Origin of the sequence: Allobosea sp., from assembly GCF_051860145.1 — a bacterium.
Taxonomy (GTDB): domain Bacteria; phylum Pseudomonadota; class Alphaproteobacteria; order Rhizobiales; family Beijerinckiaceae; genus Allobosea.
Window position 1 is genome coordinate 1 of the sequence record NZ_JBHYEM010000029.1, and the last position, 21463, is coordinate 21463.

22 protein-coding genes are annotated in these 21463 nt (G+C 66.4%); 8 read left to right on the forward strand and 14 right to left on the reverse strand.

All coding sequences use genetic code 11. The features are described from left to right. From ACTIF2_RS25685 to ACTIF2_RS25740, 12 genes are all read right to left on the reverse strand, one after another. A partial coding sequence (locus ACTIF2_RS25685; RefSeq protein ID WP_439499975.1) for a gamma-glutamyltransferase occupies positions 1–1075 on the reverse strand: 1075 nt, incomplete at its 3' end. Between the two features lie 112 nt (positions 1076–1187). Continuing rightward, positions 1188–2204: an amino acid ABC transporter substrate-binding protein gene (locus tag ACTIF2_RS25690; protein WP_439499976.1), complete on the reverse strand. Its 1017-nt coding sequence runs from the start codon at positions 2202–2204 to the stop codon at positions 1188–1190. A gap of 21 nt (positions 2205–2225) precedes the next feature. Then, positions 2226–3149, reverse strand: coding sequence for a 2-hydroxyacid dehydrogenase (locus ACTIF2_RS25695; protein ID WP_439499977.1), 924 nt, complete (start codon positions 3147–3149; stop codon positions 2226–2228). Continuing rightward, positions 3146–3784 carry a fumarate hydratase C-terminal domain-containing protein gene (locus ACTIF2_RS25700; protein ID WP_439499978.1) on the reverse strand — a complete coding sequence of 213 codons (639 nt, stop codon included), beginning with the start codon at positions 3782–3784 and terminating at the stop codon, positions 3146–3148. Before ACTIF2_RS25700 ends, ACTIF2_RS25695 begins: the two co-directional genes overlap by 4 nt. 5 nt (positions 3785–3789) lie before the next feature. Next, the gene (locus tag ACTIF2_RS25705) at positions 3790–4659 is read right to left on the reverse strand and encodes a fumarate hydratase (protein WP_439499979.1); all 870 of its coding nucleotides are present in this window, start codon (positions 4657–4659) and stop codon (positions 3790–3792) included. Positions 4660–4785: 126 nt separating this feature from the next. Then, entirely contained in the window at positions 4786–5976 is a 1191-nt protein-coding gene (locus tag ACTIF2_RS25710) for an aminotransferase class I/II-fold pyridoxal phosphate-dependent enzyme (RefSeq protein WP_439499980.1), read from the reverse strand. 4 nt (positions 5977–5980) lie between these two features. Next, a complete protein-coding gene (locus ACTIF2_RS25715; RefSeq protein ID WP_439499981.1) occupies positions 5981–6745 on the reverse strand; it encodes an enoyl-CoA hydratase-related protein in 765 nt (254 codons plus the stop codon). A gap of 49 nt (positions 6746–6794) precedes the next feature. Next, on the reverse strand, positions 6795–7679 hold the full coding sequence (locus ACTIF2_RS25720) for an amidohydrolase family protein (RefSeq protein ID WP_439499982.1): 885 nt from the start codon (positions 7677–7679) through the stop codon (positions 6795–6797). Next, positions 7676–8236, reverse strand: coding sequence for a carboxymuconolactone decarboxylase family protein (locus ACTIF2_RS25725; protein ID WP_439499983.1), 561 nt, complete (start codon positions 8234–8236; stop codon positions 7676–7678). The genes ACTIF2_RS25720 and ACTIF2_RS25725 overlap by 4 nt, the downstream gene beginning before the upstream one ends. A gap of 2 nt (positions 8237–8238) precedes the next feature. Next, positions 8239–9465: a CaiB/BaiF CoA transferase family protein gene (locus ACTIF2_RS25730; protein ID WP_439499984.1), complete on the reverse strand. Its 1227-nt coding sequence runs from the start codon at positions 9463–9465 to the stop codon at positions 8239–8241. A 29-nt stretch (positions 9466–9494) separates the two neighbouring features. Beyond that, complete coding sequence (locus ACTIF2_RS25735; RefSeq protein WP_439499985.1) at positions 9495–10109, reverse strand: glutathione S-transferase; 615 nt, start codon at positions 10107–10109, stop codon at positions 9495–9497. 109 nt (positions 10110–10218) lie between these two features. Further along, the gene (locus ACTIF2_RS25740) at positions 10219–10971 is read right to left on the reverse strand and encodes a GntR family transcriptional regulator (protein WP_439499986.1); all 753 of its coding nucleotides are present in this window, start codon (positions 10969–10971) and stop codon (positions 10219–10221) included. A gap of 241 nt (positions 10972–11212) precedes the next feature. On the opposite strand from ACTIF2_RS25740, the gene ACTIF2_RS25745 reads away from it, so the two are divergent. Beyond that, positions 11213–12160 (forward strand): Bug family tripartite tricarboxylate transporter substrate binding protein, encoded by a 948-nt coding sequence (locus ACTIF2_RS25745; protein WP_439499987.1) that lies wholly within the window; start codon positions 11213–11215, stop codon positions 12158–12160. An 11-nt stretch (positions 12161–12171) separates the two neighbouring features. On the opposite strand, the gene ACTIF2_RS25750 is transcribed toward ACTIF2_RS25745, so the two are convergent. Then, the gene (locus ACTIF2_RS25750) at positions 12172–13239 is read right to left on the reverse strand and encodes a mandelate racemase/muconate lactonizing enzyme family protein (protein ID WP_439499988.1); all 1068 of its coding nucleotides are present in this window, start codon (positions 13237–13239) and stop codon (positions 12172–12174) included. Between the two features lie 174 nt (positions 13240–13413). Here ACTIF2_RS25750 and ACTIF2_RS25755 point away from each other — a divergent pair, with 174 nt between their 5' ends. The 6 genes from ACTIF2_RS25755 to ACTIF2_RS25780 all read left to right on the forward strand — a co-directional run bounded on the left by ACTIF2_RS25755 (position 13414) and on the right by ACTIF2_RS25780 (position 19090). Beyond that, positions 13414–13917: a tripartite tricarboxylate transporter TctB family protein gene (locus ACTIF2_RS25755; RefSeq protein WP_439499989.1), complete on the forward strand. Its 504-nt coding sequence runs from the start codon at positions 13414–13416 to the stop codon at positions 13915–13917. Next, the gene (locus ACTIF2_RS25760) at positions 13914–15413 is read left to right on the forward strand and encodes a tripartite tricarboxylate transporter permease (RefSeq protein WP_439499990.1); all 1500 of its coding nucleotides are present in this window, start codon (positions 13914–13916) and stop codon (positions 15411–15413) included. The genes ACTIF2_RS25755 and ACTIF2_RS25760 overlap by 4 nt, the downstream gene beginning before the upstream one ends. Positions 15414–15551: 138 nt before the next feature. Next, positions 15552–16112 (forward strand): sigma-70 family RNA polymerase sigma factor, encoded by a 561-nt coding sequence (locus ACTIF2_RS25765; RefSeq protein WP_439499991.1) that lies wholly within the window; start codon positions 15552–15554, stop codon positions 16110–16112. Between the two features lie 45 nt (positions 16113–16157). Then, a complete protein-coding gene (locus tag ACTIF2_RS25770; protein ID WP_439499992.1) occupies positions 16158–16841 on the forward strand; it encodes a hypothetical protein in 684 nt (227 codons plus the stop codon). Between the two features lie 56 nt (positions 16842–16897). Further along, a complete protein-coding gene (locus tag ACTIF2_RS25775; RefSeq protein WP_439499993.1) occupies positions 16898–18688 on the forward strand; it encodes a S8 family serine peptidase in 1791 nt (596 codons plus the stop codon). 102 nt (positions 18689–18790) lie between these two features. Further along, the gene (locus ACTIF2_RS25780) at positions 18791–19090 is read left to right on the forward strand and encodes a hypothetical protein (protein WP_439499994.1); all 300 of its coding nucleotides are present in this window, start codon (positions 18791–18793) and stop codon (positions 19088–19090) included. Between the two features lie 145 nt (positions 19091–19235). Here the strand turns inward: ACTIF2_RS25780 and ACTIF2_RS25785 are convergent, their stop codons facing one another. Then, positions 19236–20396, reverse strand: coding sequence for an acyltransferase family protein (locus tag ACTIF2_RS25785; RefSeq protein ID WP_439499995.1), 1161 nt, complete (start codon positions 20394–20396; stop codon positions 19236–19238). Between the two features lie 272 nt (positions 20397–20668). On the opposite strand from ACTIF2_RS25785, the gene ACTIF2_RS25790 reads away from it, so the two are divergent. After that, positions 20669–21427, forward strand: a complete 759-nt coding sequence (locus ACTIF2_RS25790) for an SGNH/GDSL hydrolase family protein (RefSeq protein ID WP_439499996.1) — start codon at positions 20669–20671, stop codon at positions 21425–21427. Positions 21428–21463: the final 36 nt, after the last annotated feature.

A 21463-nucleotide genomic window follows, 5' to 3' on the forward strand; every position in this document is an offset into this window, starting at 1 on the left:
CCTCGCCATCGACGACGGTGAGATGGGTGGTGCAGGTATCGGCCGGCTCCGGCGCCGTCTGCGCCGCGCCGAGCCCGGCGAGCCGCTGCGCATAGGCCTCGCGCATGACGGTCGAGAGCCTGGCGAACCAGGCGGCGTCGGGCCCCCCCGTTGGCCGGTCGACGGAGGACATGCCGTCGATGACGGCGGCGAGCGTCGGGGCGGCGGTCAAGCCACCGGCGGTATGGATCTGGTGGCTGCCGCGCCAGTCGATGACCGGCGCCGAGCGGATCGTCGCCTGGCAGCCGGCGAGGTCCTCGCGATCGACCACGCCGCCGACGGCCTTGATATCGGCGGCCAGGCGCGCGGCGAACTCGCCGTCATAGAAGTCGCGCAGGCCCGCCTTGGCGAGATGCTCCAGCGTGGCGGAGAGATTGCCGAGCCGCATGAAGCCCGGCACGCCCTGATAGGGCGGAACCGGCGGCAGGCCGCCCGGCAGGTAGACGCGCGCGCTCTCCTCGTAGAGCCGCAGCACCGAGGCCGAGGAGGCGATCTTGAGCGTCGTGTACCAATCCTGCGCCAAGCCGCGCCGGGCCAGCGCGATCGCGGGGGCGAGCAGTTCCGCCACCGGCAGCTTCGTGCCGAATTGCTCCTTCAGCTTGGCATAGCCCGCGACCGAGGACGGAATGCAAAAGGACAGCGGCCCGTGGATATTGCGGTCGTCCACCACTTCCGGCCAGGTGAAGAAGTCCTTCTTCATCTCGCCGGTGAGGGGATATTCCGCCGGATCGGCGCGATGCGGCGCGACCGGGCCGAAATCGACGACCTGCGCCCGGGTCTCGCCGGCCTTCAGGACGACGGCGAAGCCGATGCCGCCGAGCCCGCTATTCCAGGGCTCGACCGCAGCGAGCGCGAAAGTCGCCGCGACGGCGGCGTCGGCGGCATTGCCGCCAGCCTCCAGGATCGCTGCGCCGGCTTCGGCAGCCTCGCGATTCTGCGAGACGACGATGCCGTTCCTGCCCCGCGCCGAGGGCTTGGTCAGGTTCCAGTTCTGCGTCCGGTAGACATCACCGCGCGCGGTCTTGGCAACGGCCATCAGCCCATCTCCCTATATGCTCGACCGCGGCATCGTTCACGATTCCACGGTCGCGCGAAAGGCCGGGCGGGACATGGCGCCGTCGCCAAATCCGCAGCGGGTTCGCCGTGGCTCAGCGCAGCGGCGGCGCGTATTGCAGGCCGCCCTTGGTCCAGAGATTGTTCAGCCCGCGCGGGATCGCCAGCCGCGATTTCGAGCCCATATTGGCCTCGTAGGACTCGCCGTAATTGCCGACCAGCTTGACGATGCGATAGGCCCAGTCCTTGGTCAGGCCCAGCCCCTCGCCGAGATTGCCGTCGACGCCGAGGAAGCGCTTGATCTCGGGATTGGCCGATTTGAGCTGCTCGTCGACATTCTGCGCGGTGAGGCCGAGCTCCTCGGCATTGACCATGGCGTAATGCGCCCATTTGACGACATCCGACCATTGCTCGTCGCCCTTGCGGGTCGCCGGGCCGAGCGGCTCCTTCGAGATGATCTCGGGCAGCACGACGAAGCCGTCGGGGTCGCTCAGCTTGAGGCGATAGGCGAAGAGCGCCGAGGCGTCGGTCGAGAACACGTCGCAGCGGCCGGCCTCGAAGGCCTTCACCGCCTCGTCGCCGGCATTGAAGGCGACCGGCTCGTATTTGATGGCATTGGCGCGGAAGAAATCGGCGAGATTGAGCTCGCTCGTGCTGCCGGTCTGGACGCAGACCGAGGCGCCGCCGAGCTCCTTGGCCGACTTGACGTTGAGCGCCTTGCGCACCAGCAGGCCCTGGCCGTCATAGTAATTGATCGCCGCGAAATCGAGGCCGACGGTGGTCTCGCGCGAGAGGGTCCAGGTGGTCTGGCGGGCCAGGATGTCGATCTGCTTCGAGGAGAGCGCGGCGAAGCGGTCCTTCGGGTTGAGCGGCGTGAAGCTGACCTTGCTCGCATCGTTGAAGATCGCGGCTGCGACGGCGCGGCAGATATCGACATCGAGCCCGTTCCACTTGCCCTGCGCATCGGGCAGCGAGAAGCCGGGCACGCCGGGGCTGACGCCGCAATTGACGCTGCCGCGCGCCTTGGTGTCGTCGAGCGTGCCGGCCGAGGCGGCCAATGCCGGCAAGGTGGCGGCGAGCGCCAGCGTGACGCCGCGCAGAATCCTGGTCATGACATCCTCCCGTTGGTTTTTTTAGGCGTTGGTTTTCTTGAATGACGCCGCGATGGCGCTTTGGAGCCGCGCGATGATCGCCTTGCGCGTCTCGAAGGTGATGCTGGCGTAATGCGGCTGGAGCACCACGGTCTCGAAGGCGAGAAAGGCCTCGTTCAGCTGCGGCTCGACGGCGAAGACATCGAGGCCGGCGCCGGCGATGCGCCCATCCTTCAGCGCGGCGATCAGGGCGGCTTCATCGACCACGGAGCCGCGCGAGATATTGATCAGGATGCCGTCGGGCCCGAGCGCCTCCAGTACATGCGCATCGACGAGATTCTGCGTCGCGGGGCCGCCGGGGCAGGTCAGGACGAGGAAATCGGACTGTCGCGCCAGCTCCGCGACATCGGCGACGAAGGGATAAGGCACGCCCGGCTTCTCGCGCGGTCCGGAATAGCGCACGTCGAGCCCCAATCCCGCGGCCTTGGCCGCCACGGTCTCGCCGATACGGCCAAGCCCGACGATGCCGCAGGTCTTGCCCGAGACGCGCCGCGACGGAACCATGCGCTCGCTGGTCCAGCGCCCGGCGCGGACGAACTGGTCGGCCCGGACGATGTTGCGCGAGACCGCGTAGATCAGCGCGATGGCGAAATCGGCGGTGTCCTCTGTGAGCACGTCGGGCGTATGCGCGACGGTGATCCCGCGCGCCTCGGCAGCCTTCAGGTCTATCTTGTCGAGGCCGACGCCCTGGCAGGCGATCAGCCTGAGATCGGGCAGGGCGTCCATCAGCGCGGCGTCCGCGCCGGCCATGCTGGTGGTCAGCGCGACATGGATGCCGGGCATGGGTGGCCAGGCGCCGTCGGCCGCGCGGGCATGATCCTGCAGGCGGTAGTCCGTGGACAGCGCGTCGCGCAGGTCCTTCGGCACCGGCGTGACGACGAGGACCGTATCGGGGGCAGAGATCATGGCTTGTCCGTGCTGACCGAGGCGGCGCGAGCCGCGCGCAAATCGTCGAGAATCCGCGGCATCGCCTTCTCGGCGTCGGCCTGCAGCGTGTCGTAGAGGCTGTTGCCATGGGCATCGATCGCGACGGTCAGCGGCCCGAGCTGCTCGACCCGCAATTTCACGATGCGGTAATGCGAGATCATGTCGTTCCAGCTCACCGAGACGACCTCGCGGATCGCCTCCGAGAGCACGGTGCAGCCGCCGCCGAGGAAGGAGAGATAGACGCAGCCGACCTCCTTCATCGCCTGGGCGCAGGCGGCGTCGAGCCCGCCCTTGCCGCCGACGGCGCGCAGGCCGAAGGCGCGGATCAGCGTCGGCATATAGGGGTTGAAGCGGGTGCTCGTGGTCGGGTTGAGGTAGAGCACGTCGAAGACGCCCTCATCCTCGGTGTTGTAGCTGCCGAGATGGAAGAAGCCGGCATGGGTCAGGTCGGTCGGCAGCGCGGTGCCGTCCTCCAGGCATTTCATGATGCGCTGATGCGTCGGCAGGCCGGCGGTCATGACGATCTCGCCGTCGAGATAGACCATGTCGCCGAGCGCGAGCTTGCGGATGTCCTCTTCCTGCACCGGGAAGGTCAGCGTGTAGGTCTGCCCCATGGCGGCTACTCGTAGAGGCTGACGGAGCCGTCGGCCCCGATGCGCGCGCCCATGCGCCGGTTGATCCAGCAATTGAAGCAGACCGCGACCGGGACGAAGCCGTGGCTCGCCGCGTAGTTCACATGGACGGCGAGTGCCGTGGTGTCGCCGCCGGTCCCCATCGGCCCGAAGCCGGTGGCGTTGACCGCCCTGGTCAGGCGCTCCTCCATGTCCTTGAGGATCGGCTCGGCATTGACCGAGCCGAGCGGGCGCAAGGTCGCCTCCTTCGCCAGCTTGGCGGCATAGTCGAAGGTGCCGCCAATGCCGATGCCGATGACGACCGGCGGACAATGCTGCGAGCCCGCCTTCATCACGCAGTCCATGACATAGGTCTCGATCGTCTCCAGCGAGGGGAAACTGAAGATCTCGAGCGCCGCCCAGCGGCCGGAGCCGAGCGCCTTGGGCGAGCACATGATGTCGATATGGTCGGCGCCGGCGATCACGTCGAAGGTGGTGATCGGCATCTCCTTGCCTTTGTAGCCGCGCTCCAGGGTCAGGGGGTTGGTGACGTGCTTCAGGATCGGCGGCTGGATCGTCGCGACGAGATGGTCGAACCCGTCCGAGATCGCCTGCTTGATGTCGAAACCGAGCCGGGCATTGCTGCCGAGCTTGACGAAATAGACCGGAATGCCCGCATCCGAGCAGACGAGATGGTCCTTCTCTTCCGACTTGATCGCGCTCTTCAGCATGAAGGCCAGGGTCTTCTTCGAGACCTCCTTGGTCTCGGCCTCATGGGCGCGGCGCAGGGCATCCTTGGTGTCTTCGGGGACCTTCTTCAGCGCCGCTTCGTAGAGCTGCGCCGCGACCGATTTCACGAGTTCGTAGGTGATGGCCATCGGCGGTCTTTCGGGAAGCCTTCAGCGCGGCTGGCCGGCGGCCCCGTCGGGGCCGCCTGGCTCGTTCCATCCGGGACCAATGCTATGGCCGCGGACCACAAAGGTCAATAGACTGACCTTTGTGCTTTAGAGCAATGCGGCGACGCGCGTCAGCGCCTCTTCGGTGGAGGCGAGATCGGTCACCAGCGCGATCCGGATATAGGGCTGGCTCGGATTGGGACCCTCGCCATGCTTCGTCAGATAGGCGCCCGGCAGCACCTTGACGCCGCCCTCGGCCCAGAGCCTGCGCGTCGCGACCTCACCGTCCCCGACATTGAGCCAGAGATAGAAGCCGCCCTGCGGCCGGTAGAAATCGAAGCGGCCGGCGAGCAGGCGCTCGGCGATGTCGAACTTGGCGCGATAGAGCGCGCGCGTTTCGTCGACATGGCTCTCGTCGCTCCACAATGCGGTCGCGGCGTCCGAGGTGGGGAAGGGCGTCGCGGCGCAGCTATAGGCGCGCAGGCGGTTCAACAGATTGATGGCCTGCGGCGAGCCGACGCTGAAGCCGGAGCGCAGGCCGGGCGCGCTCGAGCGCTTCGAGAGCGTGTGGCAGACCAGCAGATTGTCGAGCGAGCCGCCAAGCGCGGCAGCGATCTCGAGCGAGCCGGTCGGAGCGACATCCGTCGAATAGATCTCGGAATAGCACTCGTCCGAGACGAGCAGGAAATCATGCTTGCGGGCGAGCTTCAGCGCCCGCTCGAGATAGGCGAAATCGGCGACCGCACCCTGCGGATTGGCCGGTGTGCACAGATACATGATCTGCGTGCGGTCGAGCATCTCGGGCGTCAGCGCGTCGAGATCGGGCAGGAAGCCGGAGGCCTTGGTCGCGGCCAGGAAGACCGGCTCGGCGCCGGCGAGCACCGAGGCGCCGACATAGACCTGGTAGAACGGATTCGGCATCAGCGCGAGCGGCTTGGGGCCAGCCTCGTCGGGATTGATCGCGATGGTCGCCGCCATGTAGAGCGATTCGCGCGAGCCGGCAGACGGCGCGATCATGGTCTCGGGATCGATCATTCCGGCCGGCAGCTTGTAGCGGCGCGTTAGCCAGGCGGCGCAGGCGGCGCGGAATTCCGGCGTGCCGTTGATCGGCGGATAGCGGTTCCAGCTATCGCGGCGTGCATCGATCAGGTCACCGACGAAAGCCGGCGGCTGATGCCGGGGCTCCCCCACGGCGAGGTCGATCGGTGGACGGTTGGAGGCGGGCGTCGCGCCCGAGATCAGGTCCGCGAGGCGGCGAAAGGGGTAATCGCGCAGGCCCTCGATACGCTGGTTCAGCATGGTCTCATCGTCCCTTGAAGACAGGTTGGCGCTTCTCGATTGCGGCGCGCGTCGCTTCGCGCGCGTCCTCGGTATGTAGCAGGCGGGTGCTGAAGCTTTGTTCAAGGGCGTAGCCCTCTTCCACCGGCATGAACTCGACGCGGTTGAGCGCCTCCTTGCCCATGCGCAGGCCGAGCGGGGATTTGGCCGCGATGATTTCGGCCAGCGCCATGGCCTCGCCGGCGAGCTCGGTGAGCGGGACGATCCGGTCGACGAAGCCGGCCTGCCGGGCTTCTTCCGCACCGATCGGCTGGCCGGTGAAGAACATTCGGCGCAGCAGCCCCTGCGGAACGTGCCGTCCCATATGCGCCGTGCCGCCGCAGCGGCCGACATTGATCTCCGGCAGGCCGAAGGTGGCATTGGGCGAGGCGACGCGGATGTCGCAGACCGAGGTCAGGACGCAGCCCGCGCCGAGCGCCGGTCCGTTGACGGCGGCGATCACCGGAATGGCGCAATGGCGAATGGCCGCGAAGGTGCGGCGCACGACCGCGGCGCGGGCCTCGTCGTCCTCGACCTTTGCCGCCATGAACTCGTTGAGGTCGAGCCCGGCGCAAAAGGCCTTGGCGCCCGACGCGCCGAAGACCGCGCAATGCACGTCGGTGCGCTTGCCGATCTCCTCGAAGACGTCGGCGATCTGCGCATAGAGCGCGATCGTCAGCGCGTTGACGGGCGCCCGGTTCAGCGTGACGCAGACGACCTTGCCCCGGGTCTCGACCAGTAAGTCACTCATGTTCGGTTCCGTCTTGAAGCGATGGGCTCGGCCGGGGGGGTAGCGCTGGTCAGTCGGGTGCAAATCCGAACAACCGGGTGGGGTTGTCGACCAGGATGCGCCGACGCAAGGCGTCATCGCCGATCCAGTCGTCGAAAAGGTCGAGCAGATGGCCGACATCGGGGGCGGCCTCGCCCATGTTCACATGCGGCCAGTCCGAGCCCCAAAGGAGCTGGTCCGGATTGGCCGCGACCAGCGCGTCGTGGAACGGGCGGAGGTCCTCGTAGTCCGGCCTCTGGGTCGAGACCCGGCAGAGCGAGAGCTTGACCCGGACCAGCCCCTCAGCGAGCAGTCCGAGCAGGCCCTGGAAACCGGGATCATCGACGCCCTTGCCCGCCTGTAGACGGCCCATATGGTCGATCACGACCGGAAGCCCGAGCCGCCGCAACATTGGCGCGGCGGCGACGATCCGCTCGCAATCGGCCCAGAGCTGCGCATGCCAGCCGAGCGCCTTCAGGCGCGGCGCCATGCGCTCGAGATCGTCGAGGCCGACGCTGCCGGCCCAGCGTCCGCCGGTCCTGGGGTCGGGCACCTCGACATAGCGCAGGCCGCGAATGCCGGCCTCGTGCCAGGTTTCGAGCGTCGCATCGGCGGTCAGCGCGTCGGCGACGCCGATGCCCCGCAACGCACCCCGGGAGCGACCGAGCGCATCGACGATGGCGCTGCAATCCTGGCTGTAGACGCCGGGCTGCACGATGACGCCGCGGGCCAGGCTGGTCGTCGCCAGCATCGCGGCATGGGCCTCGTAGGGAGCGCGGGGAGGCGGGTAGCTCTGCGGGCCGACCGGCGGAAAGCGCTCGTCGGGACCGAAGACATGGGTGTGGCTGTCGACCGCGCCCGCCGGCGGCGGCCGGCGTGGCGCAGACGGCTCGCGCGGCGCGGGCACCGGGCTCATGCCGCGCATGGCGACAAAGGTGGCGTCGCGCCTTCGGGCAATGGGATCTCGTGCACGTTCAAGGTCATCGCGACCATGGTGTAGTAGCCGACAAGCGCGGTGAGCTCGACCACGCCGACCGCGCCCCAGCGATCGAGGACACGCTGATAGGTGGCGTCGCCGACGGTGCGGGTGCCCTGCAGCTCGACGCAGTAGTCGTGGATCTCATACTCGTCCGGCTCGGCCTTGTCCGGCCGCTTGCCCTGCGAGATCGCCGCGATGATGGCGTCCGGCAGGCCGGCCTCGCGGGCGACGCTCTCATGCAGGTACCATTCGACCTGGCAGTTCCAGCGCCGGGCGGTGACCAGGATGGCGAGCTCGCTCAGGCGCGGCGGCAGACTGGTGCGGTAGCGCAGCAATTCGCCGAATTGCTGCCATTTATCGGCGAGTTCCGGCCTGTACAGAGCCGCGAGCAGCGGGCCGCGCAGCACGCCGCGCGGCCCGGACACGACGGTGTCGTAGACGCGCCTTTGCTCAGGCGTCATCGTTTCGGGCGTCGGAAGCGGAATACGCGCCAAGGTCAGGCTCCTGCTGAGGCGGCCGCGCCGGCGGCTTGATGGTCGGTTCCGTCGAGGCCGAGCTCGCGGAGGATCTCGTCGGTGTGCTGGCCGAGCAGCGGCGGGGCGCGGTCGAAGACGAGGCCGGCCTCGCTGAAGCGCATCGGGCTCGCGACCTGCGGCACGCTGCCGGCGACGGGATGGGCGATATCGATGCGCATGCCGCGATGCCTGACCTGCTCGTCATCCAGCGCCATCGGCACGGTGTTGATCGGCCCGCAAGGCACGCCGGCCGCCTCCAGCGTGGCGATCCAGTCCGCCATGTCGCGGGTCGCGAAGATCTCGGCGATCAGCGGGCGCAGGATCGCGATGTTGCGCACTCGCCCGCCATTGCTGGCGAAGCGCTCGTCGCTCGCCCATTCGGAGCGCCCGACGGCCTTGCAGAAGGCGGCGAATTGCCCGTCATTGCCGACGACGAGTACGACATGGCCGTCGCGGCAGGCGAAGACGTCCTGCGGCTGGATATTGGGATGGGCATTGCCGGTGCGGCGCGGTGGCTTGCCGGAGATCAGGTAGTTCATTGCCTGGTTGGCGAGAAAGCCGACCTGGACGTCGAGCATGGCGATATCGACATAGTCGCCTTTGCCGGTCTCGCTGCGCCGCGCCAGGGCGCCGAGCACCGCGATCGCCGCATACATGCCGCTCATGATGTCGACGATCGGGACGCCGACCTTTTCTGGCCCGCCGCCGGGCTTGCCGTCGGGCTCGCCAGTGACGCTCATCAGCCCGCCCATGGCCTGGATCATGAAGTCGTAGGCGGCGAGATCGCGCTTCGGCCCGGTCTGGCCGAAGCCAGTGATCGAGCAATAGATCAGCCGCTCGTTGACCGCCTTCAGGCTCTGATAGTCGAGCCCGAACTTGGCGAGCGTGCCGACCTTGAAATTCTCCAGCACGATATCCGATCTCGCCGCGATGGCACGGACGACGTTTTGCCCTTCAGGCTTGTCGAGATCGAGCGTGATCGAGCGCTTGCCGCGATTGACGGCGAGGAAATAGCCGGCGTCCCTGGTCTCGTTGCCGTCGCGGTCCTTGAGGAAGGGCGGGCCCCAGCTCCTGGTATCGTCGCCGGCGCCGGGCCGCTCGACCTTGATCACGTCGGCGCCGAGATCGGCCAGGATCTGTCCGGCCCAGGGGCCGGCCATGATGCGGCTGAGATCGAGCACGCGGATATGCGAGAGCGGGCCGGCCATGTCAGGCGTTCCTTGGCAGCGGGGCGGGTTCAGCCATCGATCACCGGCGTCGCCAGAACCGAGGGCCGCGCCTCGAAGCTTTCATGCCACTTGGCGAGCGCGGGATGCCCGTCGCGCCAGGTCTCGTCGGGAAAGCGGAAATCCATGTAGGAGAGCGTGCAGCCGGTGGCGATATGGGCGAGATCGAAGGGCAGGTCGGCAAAGCCCGCGACGTCGCGCTCCAGCCTGTCGAGCACGGCATCCTTCTTGAGGCGGAAGGCGGCAAGATGCGGCTGCGAGCGCCGTTCCTCGGGCCGGTCGCGCTCGTTGCGCCAGAGCAGCAGCGCGTCGAGGAAGCCGTCGGCCAGGGCCTGTCGGCAAAGAACCTGAAGCCGCGCCTTGGGCTCGGACGGGATCAGGCGCTGGCCGCTATGCAGCGTGTCGAGATAGTCGCAGATGACCCGGGAATCATAGATCGCCGAGCCGTCCTCGAGCACCAGCGTCGGGATCTTGCTGAGGGGATTGTCCGGCAGCAGGGCGAGATTAGGCTCGACCATTGCCACCCGCGTGCGCACGCAGTCGATGCTGTCGATCAGGCCCGTCTCGCGCGCCACGATCATCACCTTGCGGACGAAGGGCGAGCGCGGCGACCAGTGCAGTTTCATCTCGTCGACGATCCGAATTGGGCAATGAACTAGTTATATGGTTTTTATGATCGCGCTACAAATTTGTCGAGCCCCAACTTCGCCCGCACGATCAACTCGGGCGCCGCGCTTATTTCAGCTTGATGTCGACGCGGACGACGTCGCCGCGATAAATGCCCTCGCCGACGAAGACGAGCCTGCCGTCGCGGTCCACCGCCGAGCGATGCACCATCGCGACCGGCGCGTTGATCGGGGTCTTGAGCAGCTCGGCGGTTTCCATGTCGGCCGTGCCGATGGTGAGGGTCTGGCGCGCGTCGACGATGTCGAGGCCTGGAATGTCGTGGACGAGGCGCAGCGCCGATTTCGTCCGATACGCCTCCGCGGGAATGCGGCCGGTCAGGCGCTCGTCGATGAAGACATCGGCGAGCAGATAGGGCGCGTCATGACGCCAGTGCCGCCGCCGCAGGTGCCGATAAGAGGGCGCGATCTCGCCGATCGGGTGGACCAGGCTGCGCGGCTGCGCGCCCGTCTCGTCGGAGAGGATCTCGATGACCGCGCCCGGCGTCGCCGTCAGCAGGCCCGACCAGTCGGTCCCGACCTCGCACCAGAGTTCCTCCTGCGGGCGGCGGATGACGAAGGTGCCCTTGGCACGGAAGCGCTCGATCAGGCGCTCGCCTTCGAGCACGCCAAGCGCCTGGCGAATGGTGGCGCGGGCGACGCCGCATTCCAGCGCCAGCTCATCGACCGTCGGGATCTGCTGGCCGACCGGCCATTGCCCGGATTCGATCCGGCGCCGGAACAGGGTGGTGAGCTGGATATAGCGCGAGACGGCGCTGCGGCTGAAATCCACCGCCTTCCTGATTTGGACGCCCGTCTCGCTCATCATGCTCCTCCGCGCTGCGCGCTCATGGCCGTCCGGCGGAGCCGGAGAATCTCGAACCAATCATATATACTATTGCCCCAGCCTCCGTGCAGGCCGGTTCGCTCGCTCTCCACCGCCCGGATCGTACCCGAAAGCCGATTGACCACTAAAGGTTATATTACTAGCTTAATGACTATTAGCGGCCGCCAGAGCCGAAAAGCAATCATGGGAGGACGTGATGAGGTTCCGGAGATTACGAATCATGGCCGTTGCCGCGGCGATGGCCATGATCGGCGCAGGCAGCGCGATCGCGCAGAGCTATCCCGTCAAGCCGGTCAGGATGATCGTTCCCTTCGCGCCCGGCGGGCGGGTCGAGGCCGTGGCGCGGATCCTGGCGGATGCGCTGAGCAAGGATCTGGGGCAGCCCTTCCTGGTCGAGAGCCGGGCCGGCGCGGGCGGCAGCATCGGCGCCGATTTCGTCGCCAAATCGGCGCCCGACGGCCATACGCTGCTGCTCTCCTCGGCCGGCGTGCTGGCGATCCTGCCCAATGTCGACAAGAAGCTGCCCTACGACTCGGTGAAGGATTTCACGCCTGTCGCGCGGCTGATCGAGGGATTCACCTATATCGGCGCCTATCCGGGCCTGCCGGCCAAGACCGTCGCCGAGATGGTCGCGCTCGCCAAGGCCAAGCCCGAAACGCTGGGCTACGCGTCCTCCGGCATCGGCACCTATAGCCACCTTGCCGGCGAACTGGTGCGGATCGCATCGGGTGCGCCGATCAAGCACATCCCCTATCGCGGCAGCGGCCCGGCGCTGAACGACATCGTCGCGGGCCATGTCGCGCTGATGATCGGCGGCGAACTCGGCGATCTCGCCAAGGCCGGCAAGATCCGCATGCTCGCCACCACGAACGAGATCCGCTCCCCCGATTTTCCCGACGTTCCGACGATGAAGGAGATCGGCTTCCCGCAATTCGTGGTCAATTCCTGGGTCGGCCTCGCGGGTCCTGCCGGGATGGACAAGGCGATCGGCGACAAGCTCAACGTCACCTTGAAGCGCGTCATCGCCGATCCGGCGGTGCAGGAGAAACTGCGTACGCTCGGCGGCGAGCCGGCCTACTTGCCGGCCGAGCCCTTCGGCAAGCTGATCAAGGACGAGGTCGGCATCTATGCCGACATCATCAGCAAGGCCGGGCTGAAATTCGACTGAACGGCCTGCGCTCATTCCGACAGGGTCAACCCCGTGCCCGGCCCTGTCGGCACCTCGACCATGCCGTTCTCGACCGAGAGGCCCGAGAAGCGATCGTCCATCAGCAGCGCCATCTCCGAGAATTCATGCGGAAAGCGCGGCTGCGGCAGGCTGGCTGCGAGATGCAGCGTGTGGGCATGCACGATGCTCGAGCCGAAGACGGCGCCGAAGCGGAAGCCGATGCCGGCGGCCTGGCAGATCGCGATCGCCTGCCGCGTCCGCGTCGGGCCTCCGAGATTCAGGATGCGCAGGTTGATCGATTCGATCGCGCCTTCCTCCGCGAGCCGCATGATCGCGGGCAGGTCCTGAGCGCTCTCATCGGCCTCGACGGGTATGTCGAGCGCGCGCGCCACCTGGATGAAGCTCTTGAAGTCGGTGGCCGAGGTCGGCTGCTCGACCAGATCGATGCCGAAGCGCGCCATCGCGTTGATCGTCGCGACCGCGAGCTTGGGCGTATAGGATTCGTTGGCGTCGATCATCAGCCGGATCTCGGCGCCGACCGCCTCGCGCACGCAGCGGACGCGGTCGAGATCGAGCGCCGGATCGCCCGAGACCTTGACCTTGAGATGCCTGAAGCCCGAGGCCGCCAGCCCTTCGGCGATGCCGGCCATTTGCGCCGCGGTTTTCAACGGGATGATGCGGGTATTGGCGAAGGCGCCCTGCCTCTTGCCACCATAGAGATCGTGCAGCGGCACACCGAGCATGCGCGCCCTCAGATCGAACAGCGCGCATTCGATGCCACCCTTCACCGTCGGCACGCCGTGAAGGCGCCGGTCGAGCTGGTCCATCACGGCGCCGATCGCGGTCTCGTCCTGGCCGGGGAGAATCTCGGCGAGATGGTCGAAGGTCGCCTTCATCGCCGCGAGCGGCTCGGACCAGGGCGGCATTGCCCGGAAATAGCCGTGGCCGGAAATGCCGGCCTTGTTGGTCAGGATGATCGCATGACCCTGGATGCGGGCGAGCGGCCCTTGCGCGAAGCGCCATTCAGGGTCGGACAGGGCCTGGTCGATGGCAACGGTCCGAACATCGGCGATCGTCATGGGCGCAGGTTCCTGGCAGGGCGGATATCGAGGCGCCCGGGCATCGTGCCGCGCTTGCCTGACGATGAATAGTATATAAAGCTGACTTATTAAGTCATAGCGCTTGATCCGGCGGACGCAAGCAGCATGACGGAGTGCGAGGCGCGTTGCCGCGACCGAGCCGGGGAGGGCGCGATGAAGGACCTGGACGAGCCGCTACCGGCGCAATCGCCCGACCCTCAGCCGGAGGCCGACGACCCGGCCGAGGGCATGATCGAATTGCTGGCTGGCCTCCTGTTCGCGGCGATCGGTGGACTCGCGCTCTATCTCGGCCGCCTCTATCCCGCGGGCTCCGCGCTCGACATGGGTCCGGGCTATCTGCCGCGTCTCGTTGCCTTCGGGCTCGTCGGCATCGGTGCGATCGGGATCGTCCGGGGCTGGATGAGCCGCGACTGGGTCCTGCCGCGAACCGCGCTTCGCCCGATCCTCTGGGTCAGCGCCGCGATCCTGGTCTTCGCAGCCTCGATCGAGCGGCTCGGGCTGTTCTTCGCCTGCCTCGCCGCCGTGCTCATCGCGGCCGGCTCGGAGGCACAGATCCGCTGGCGCGAGCTGCCGCTGGTCGCCCTGTTGCTCGCCGGCTTCTGCGTCGTTCTCTTCGGCTATGTGCTGAGGCTCGCGATTCCGGTCTGGCCGCAATGAGCGACATCCTCCAGTCGCTGGGCCTGGGCCTCTCCGTCGCGGTCACGCCGACCAATCTCTGGTACTGCTTCCTGGGCTCCCTGATCGGCACGCTGATCGGCGTGCTGCCCGGGCTCGGCCCGATCGCCACCATGGCGATGCTGCTGCCGCTGACCTATTACCTCGAACCGACGGCCGCCCTGATCATGCTCGCCGGCATCTATTACGGCGCGCAATATGGCGGCTCGACCACAGCGATCCTGATGCGGCTGCCGGGCGAATCCTCGTCGGTCGTGACTTGCCTCGACGGTTACGAGATGGCGCGCAAGGGACGCGCGGGCGCGGCGCTCGCGACGGCGGCGCTGGCCTCGTTCTTCGCCGGCACCGTGACCACCTTGCTGATCGCCTTCTTCAGCCCGCCGCTGACCGCCGTGGCGCAGCAATTCGGCCCGGCCGAGTATTTCTCGCTGATGGTGCTCGGGCTGATCGCGGCGGTCGTCTTCGCGCATGGCTCGCTGCTGCGATCGATCGCGATGATCCTGCTCGGGCTGCTGCTCGGCCTGGTCGGGGCCGACGTCAATACGGGGCTCGACCGCTTCACCTTCGGTTTTCCCGAACTGCGTGACGGCATCGGCATCGCGGTGATCTCGATGGGCGTGTTCGGCATTGCCGAGATCGCCCTCAATCTCGGCAAGCCCGATACCACGGGCGGCAAGCGCCATGCCGTCTCGGCCCTGCGGCTGACCCGCGAGGATTTTCGCGCGGCCTGGCCGGCGGCCGTTCGCGGCACGGGGCTCGGCGCCTTGCTCGGCATCTTGCCCGGCGGCAGCGCGATGATGGGCTCCTTTGCCGCCTATTCGATCGAGAAGAAGATCTCGGCGACGCCGGAGCGCTTCGGCCATGGCGCGATCGAAGGTGTGGCCGGGCCGGAGGCCGCCAACAATGCCGGCGCGCAGGCCTCCTTCATCCCGATGCTGGCGCTCGGCATCCCGAGCAACTCGGTGATGGCGATGATGGCCGGGGCCATGCTGATCCATGGCATCGCGCCGAGCCCGAACCTCGCCACCGCACAGCCCAGCCTGTTCTGGGGCCTGATCGCCTCGATGTGGATCGGCAACCTGATGCTGCTGGTGATCAACCTGCCGATGATCGGGCTCTGGGTCCGGCTGCTCGCCGTGCCCTACCGGCTGCTCTTCCCGGCGATCCTGCTGTTCTGCTGCATCGGCATCTACACGGTGAACAGCAGCGTCTTCGAGGTCGCGCTGCTGGCGCTGTTCGGGCTCGCCGGTGTCGTCTTCGCGCTGCTGAAATGCCCGCTGGCGCCCTTGGTCCTGGCCTTCATCCTCGGTCCGCTGATGGAAGAGAACCTGCGCCGCGCCATGCTGCTCTCGAACGGCAACGCGACGATATTCCTGAGCCCGATCAGCCTGACGCTGCTGATCGCCGCCGCGGTGCTGCTGGCGCTGATCTTGCTGCCGTCCTTCCGGCGAGTGCGAGCGGTCGCGGTCGAGGAGTGACCGGCGTCGGCAAAGGCGCCGTGCGGCTCAGCAAATGGCTGGCGCAATACGCGTGACGCATTAATCTCGCGCCGGATTGAACCTTCGCCGTACTCACCGCGACCAACGGTCGAGCCGGCATGCAGGGCCTCGGGCGCGATGCATACCGAAACCGACGAAGACCTCGTCAAGCGCATCGCCTCGGGCGACCGGCTCGCCATGAAGGTGCTGTTCTCGCGGCACCAGGTGCATGTCTATCGTTTCGCGCTGCGGCTCGTCCGCGACGAGACGATGGCGGAGGATGTGATCAGTGACGTGTTCATGGATCTCTGGCGGCAGGCCGACCGGTTCGAGGCGCGCGCCAGCGTCACGACCTGGCTGCTCGCGATCACCCGCAACAAGGCCTATTCGCTGCTGCGCAAGCGGCGCGAGGCCGGGCTCGACGACGAATTCGCCGAAAGCATCGAGGACGAGGCCGACGACCCGGAGATCGTGCTGCAGAAACAGGACAAGGGTCTCGCCATCCGGGCCTGTCTTGCGAAGCTCAGCCTGGAGCATCGCGAGGTCATCGATCTCGTCTATTATCACGAGACCTCGGTCGAGGAGGTGGCGCGGATCGTCGGCATCCCCGAGAACACCGTCAAGACGCGGCTCTTCCATGCCCGCAAGAAGCTGGGCGAAGCGCTCAAGGCTGCCGGCATCGACCGGGGCTGGCCATGAGACGGTCAGCCCAATCCCAACCCACAACTTTCAGGGAGGTCTGTCATGACTGACGATATCGAGACCGACCCGAGGCGGGCGGAGATCGAGGCACTGCTGCCCTTCTACGCCAATGGCCGGATTTCGGCGGCCGACAAGGCGCGTGTCGAAAAGGCGCTCGCGACCGATCCGGAACTCGCCATGCGGCTGGAGATCATCCGCGAGGACATGGCCGAGACGATCCTGCTGAACGAGAGCCTGGGCGCGCCCTCGCCGCGTGCGCTCGACCGGCTGATGGCCGGGATCGAGGCCGAGCCGCGGCAGGCGCCGCTGCTGGCGCGGGCGCGTGGCGGATTGCTGAGCTGGCTCGGGCAATGGCTGGCGGCGCAACCGCCGCGCCGGCTCGCCTATGCCAGCGCCGCCGCGCTGGCGCTGATCGCGCTGCAGGGCGTCGCCCTGACGGGCTTTGCCCTGCGCGGCGGCGGCAGCGGTTTCGAGACGGCCTCGGCGCCGGGCGCCCAGTCCTCCGAGCGCTATGTGCTGCTCAGCTTCGCGCCGGAGGCGAAGGCGGTCGACATCGCCGCCTTCTTCAAGCGCTACGACGCCTCGGTGGTCGACGGGCCGCGCGCCAACGGCTTCTTCAAGGTGCGCGTCGGCGACGCCAAGCTGTCGCCGGCGCAGGTCGACGCCATCGCCGCCCGGATGAAGGCGGAAGGTTCGATCGTCAGCTTCGTCGCGCCGGCGCCGTGAGCCGTCGCGGCCGGGATGCCCGCATGCTAACCTTGGGTGAGGAGAGGAAGGCCGTCATGCCCCGTCATCACGATGACGCATCGACATCGCGGCTGGCGCGGCTGATCGGTTGCGCCGGGCTCGCGCTCCTGGTCGGGCTCGGCCCTCCCGCTTCCGTCTTCGCGCAGGAGTACAGGGGCGGCCGGCAAGGGTTCGAGCGCAACCAGGCGATCGGGCGCATGCCTGCGGCCAGGCCCTATCCGGGCATGCGCAATCCCGGTCGCGAGGGCCGCCCGTCCCGCTATCCTCCCGGGCGGGGGCCGGGCGGCTGGGGACCGGCGGTCGGCGGCGGCATCGTCGGTGGCCTGATCATCGACCATGCAAGGCGCCCGCCCGTCTACGATCCCTATGAGCCCGAATTGCCGCGCCCGCGCCGGCCGCGCCGGCCCGTGATCGTCGAGGATTACGAGGAGGAGGCGCCCGTCCTGCGCAGGAAGCGGCCGCCGCCACCGGTGCGCCAGGCTGCGCCGGCCCGCACCCGTCATGCCGCTCCTCCACCCGCCGCGCCGCCGCCCCGCATCGCACGTCCGGCGCCGCGCCAGCCGAACGTGATCGTGCCGCCGGCGAGCGAAGACCGGCTGGTGAGCAAGGAGATCCTGTTCGAGCTTGCGCCGAATGCCCAGGCCGATGCCGTCCTGCGTCGCCATCGCGCGACGCTCATGGCGAGCCGGCGGTTCGATCTCGCGGGCGTCACCATCATTCGCGCCCGGCTCGATGGCGGCCGCAGCGCCCGCACGGTCCTGGCCGAGATGGCGCGCGACCGCCAAGTGGCCAGCGCCCAGCCGAATTATCTCTACACATTGCAGCAGGAGGTGACGAAGGACGCAGCCCAGCCGGCTGGCACGGCATTGCCGGCGCCCGAGATGCCGCCTGCGAAGCCGGACGAGCCTGCTCCTGTCATCGCGGTTCCGGACCTGCCGCCGGTCGAGCCGCTGGTCGCCGTCGCGCCGAAGCGCGAGCTGCAGCCGCAATATGTCGTCGAAAAGCTCGCGCTCGAGGATGCGCACAAGCTGGTACGCGGCGAGAAGATCCGGGTCGCGGTGATCGATTCCGGGGCCGACATGGCGCATCCCGAGCTTCAGGGCGTCGTCGCGGGGTCGTTCGATGCGCTCGGCGGCGAGGTCCAGCCGCATGCGCACGGCACCGCCATGGCGGCGGCGATCCTGGCGCAGGCGCAGCTGCAGGGCGTCGCGCCGGCGGCCCGTCTGCTGGCGGCCCGCGCCTTCACCGGCAGCGGAACGCCCGGCGCGGCGAACGGCACGACCTTCCATATCCTCAGCGCGCTCGACTGGGCGGCAGGCGAAGGCGCGCGCGTGTTCAATCTGAGCTTCGCCGGCCCGCAGGACCGGCTCATGTCGCGCTCGCTCGCCGGGGCGCGGGGCAAGGGCATCGTCGCGATCGCCGCTGCCGGCAATGGCGGGACCAAGGCCGCTCCGCTCTATCCGGGCGCCGATCCGAACGTCATCGCCGTGACCGCCACCGACGCCGAGGACAAGCTCTTCCCCAGCGCCAATCGCGGCGACTATGTCGCCGTGGCGGCGCCCGGCGTCGACGTGCTCGCCGCAGAGCCCGAGGGGCGCTACGCCTTTTCGTCCGGCACCTCGATCGCGGCGGCACATGTTTCCGGCCTGGTCGCACTCCTGCTCGAGAAACGGCCCGACCTCGACCTCGAAGGCGTGCGCAAGCTCCTCAGCGACAGCGCGATCGATCTCGGCGCGAAGGGGCGCGACCCGCTCTTCGGCGCCGGCCGCATCGACGTCCCGGCGGCGCTGGCGCGGGCGCTGCCGGTCTCCGCCGTCAGGCCCTGAAAATAATATCGCATCGCCTTTGAACCTTCTCCGTGCCCGCCGCGACCAATGGTCATGGAGGGCGAATGGTTCGCTCCCGAACGGACCACAGGAGACAGGACGATGACCAATTTCAAGAAGAGCATGACCGCCACCCTCGCCGCCCTTACCCTGGGCACCGCGATCCTCGCCACCGCCGGCGGCGCCGAGGCCCGCCCGCGCCATCGCGGCCCGCATTGGGGCGTCGGCGCCGGTATCGTCGGAGCGCTCGCCGTCGGCGGCCTGCTCGCGGCCTCCGCCAGCAGCGCCTATGCCGAGCCGGCCTATGAGGACGATGTCCCGGTCCGCCGCTGCGAGCTGGTCGAGCGCCTCAACCGCTTCGGCGAAGTCGTCGGCCACCGCCGGGTCTGCAGCGTCTACTGAGCGAGCGTTCCCTTGCTCTTCACCACCCCGGCCTTCCGGTCGCTCCGGAGGGCCGGATCCGTTTCTTGAGTCGAGAACGCGTCTCTGTTCGTTATGAGAGCATCGGCAGCTTTCATCATGATTTCGCCGACGGTCAGGTCGTGATTCAGCTGTCTCTGAAGCGGCCAAAGGCAAACGGCCACAGCCGTTTCGATTTGGCCGCTATCCCCTCATTGCCGGCGGCTCCAAAGATCCTGGTTTCGAAGTCAATCAGACGGATCTTCAGCTTAAGCGCGTTCTTCTCAACGAGGTGCCAGGATATGTAAGACAGTCCAAATGCCAATGCTCCCGAAATTGCGGTGTTGATCCACCAATGTCGGCCAGCCGGGCCCATTGCCGCCACGACGGCTTGCTGAACCGGAAATCCATAGAGGAAGAGCCCGTAGCTATAGTCGCCGGATGAAACGATCCACCGTCGTCGGGGCGTGGTCAGCCCAAGAAATATCGTGACATAGGCGCAGGGGATGCCAACGAGATAGTCGCCGACGCGGAAACTCAGACAGATCAATGTCGCGATTGCAGCGGCGAAAAAAATCAGCCGGTTCCAAATGATCCTATGGCGAAAAATATAAAACCCGACTCCATACAGAAAGCAGAGAACGAGGACAGGCCCCGACACTGTCACTCCCGGCCTCGAGTTCTTGATCAGGAAATATATTATGAATACAGTAATATTGATTACGAAAATCGCGATGATAAAGCGCCGATCACCGCGAACGAGACCGAATACAGCCAGAAGTGCAAGGGCGATGTAAGAATATAGCTCGTAGGGTAACGTCCATAGCTGTCCGTTGACCAGTCGTGGCCATGGATTGTCGTAGAATACGCCCGGCAAGTAAAATTGTACTATTCCCAGCACGTTCAGGAAATAACGCATAAATCCCGTGCTCAGAAAATACGCCTCGTAGGGCAGCGTCGTGAACCAGAAGCCGATGAAGACGGCGGCCAGGAAAATCTCGACAGCGAGGGCGGGCACCAAGCGTAACACGCGTAGCCCAAGGAAGGAGAGAAGCGTTCTGCTCCGCTCCAAGCTTCCAGCGACGAGAAAGCCCGACAGTGCAAAGAAAGCTGGGAGAATCATTGCCAGGAATGGCCTGAGCCCTCCGGAAAAATTCTCGTAAATATACCCTACGCCGTAAGCCACGCCGAAGGAGTGCGACCAGATGACGGCAAGTGACAATCCAATTCGGAGATAATCGAAGCCAGCCGGACGTCGATCGGCATCGATCAACTTCTGCTCGAAGGACGGACCGGTCAGGGCAAGCAATCTAGCCTCTCCGAAATGCATCATGGGGCCGGTCGGTTATCACGGCGCGGACCGGCGTGCGAGATATAGTTGGCTGTGACCGGCGAGGGCGATGGCAGCGCGGCTGCTCGACGGGGTGCCGTGGATGGAGCCAACCGCCGCCGGCTGGTTGCAGAAGAACAACAGTTGTAGAAATTCAATTTAGAAGAGCTGCTTGCTATTGCATGTAGTTCGACTCTGTGAGCCTTGCCTCTATCCTATTTGCATTCATCTACGGCTCACTGGAATTCTCGATGCATTCGGCGAAGGCACCGTTTGGTTATAAGAAGCTTTTAGCAAATAAAAAAACCTACTTATTTCAATTCCCGAAGCTTATCCTTTCGATTCTGTTTGTTTTGACCTGCGGTGCGGGCCTGTTTTTTCTTTACGACAAAAAAGGTCCGCCTTCTGCCCGGTCCATCGCTGACGCGGCGTTGCCGAAGATCAACCAGGAGATCTCAAGACAGACTTCCCCATTTCTGCTTCTGCTCGGAGATTCCAATGGAGAAGGGCTCGGAAAGGCCTCGTTCGACTGCGGAGTGCCGATCGTCAACGCCGCCATTTCGGGGCTGAAGGCGCGAGACGTCAAAGATCAACTGGCCAGATTGGATTTGCGCAAACCGCCCGCTGCGGCTTTGATCGTCGTGGGCACAAATGATCTGCTTTGGAAGCATGACCCGTCGGGCGCACGTGACGCATGGTTGAAAACAATTCAGTCCATGGTCTCCGACCTGCGCCGACATGGTGCCAAAGTTGTGGTATCCGCTGTTGCGCCGATCGGTTCCGATCTCGGTCGTATCTTCGACATCGAGTCGGTCAAGCTTTACTCGGATGGGCTTAGCCAAATGTGCGCTGGAGCCATGTGTACTTTTATCGACCCTTGGGTTGATGCTCGTTCCGAAAATTTCAGTCAGGCGAAGACGGACGCTCTACCTGATGGAATTCATATCGGGGACTATCGGTATTCGATTGGCAAAATTGAGCGGGTATTTTGCGCGCGGCTGCAGGAATGACAGGTTGCGTCGTCTGGTGGGCTCCCGCCATTGGGC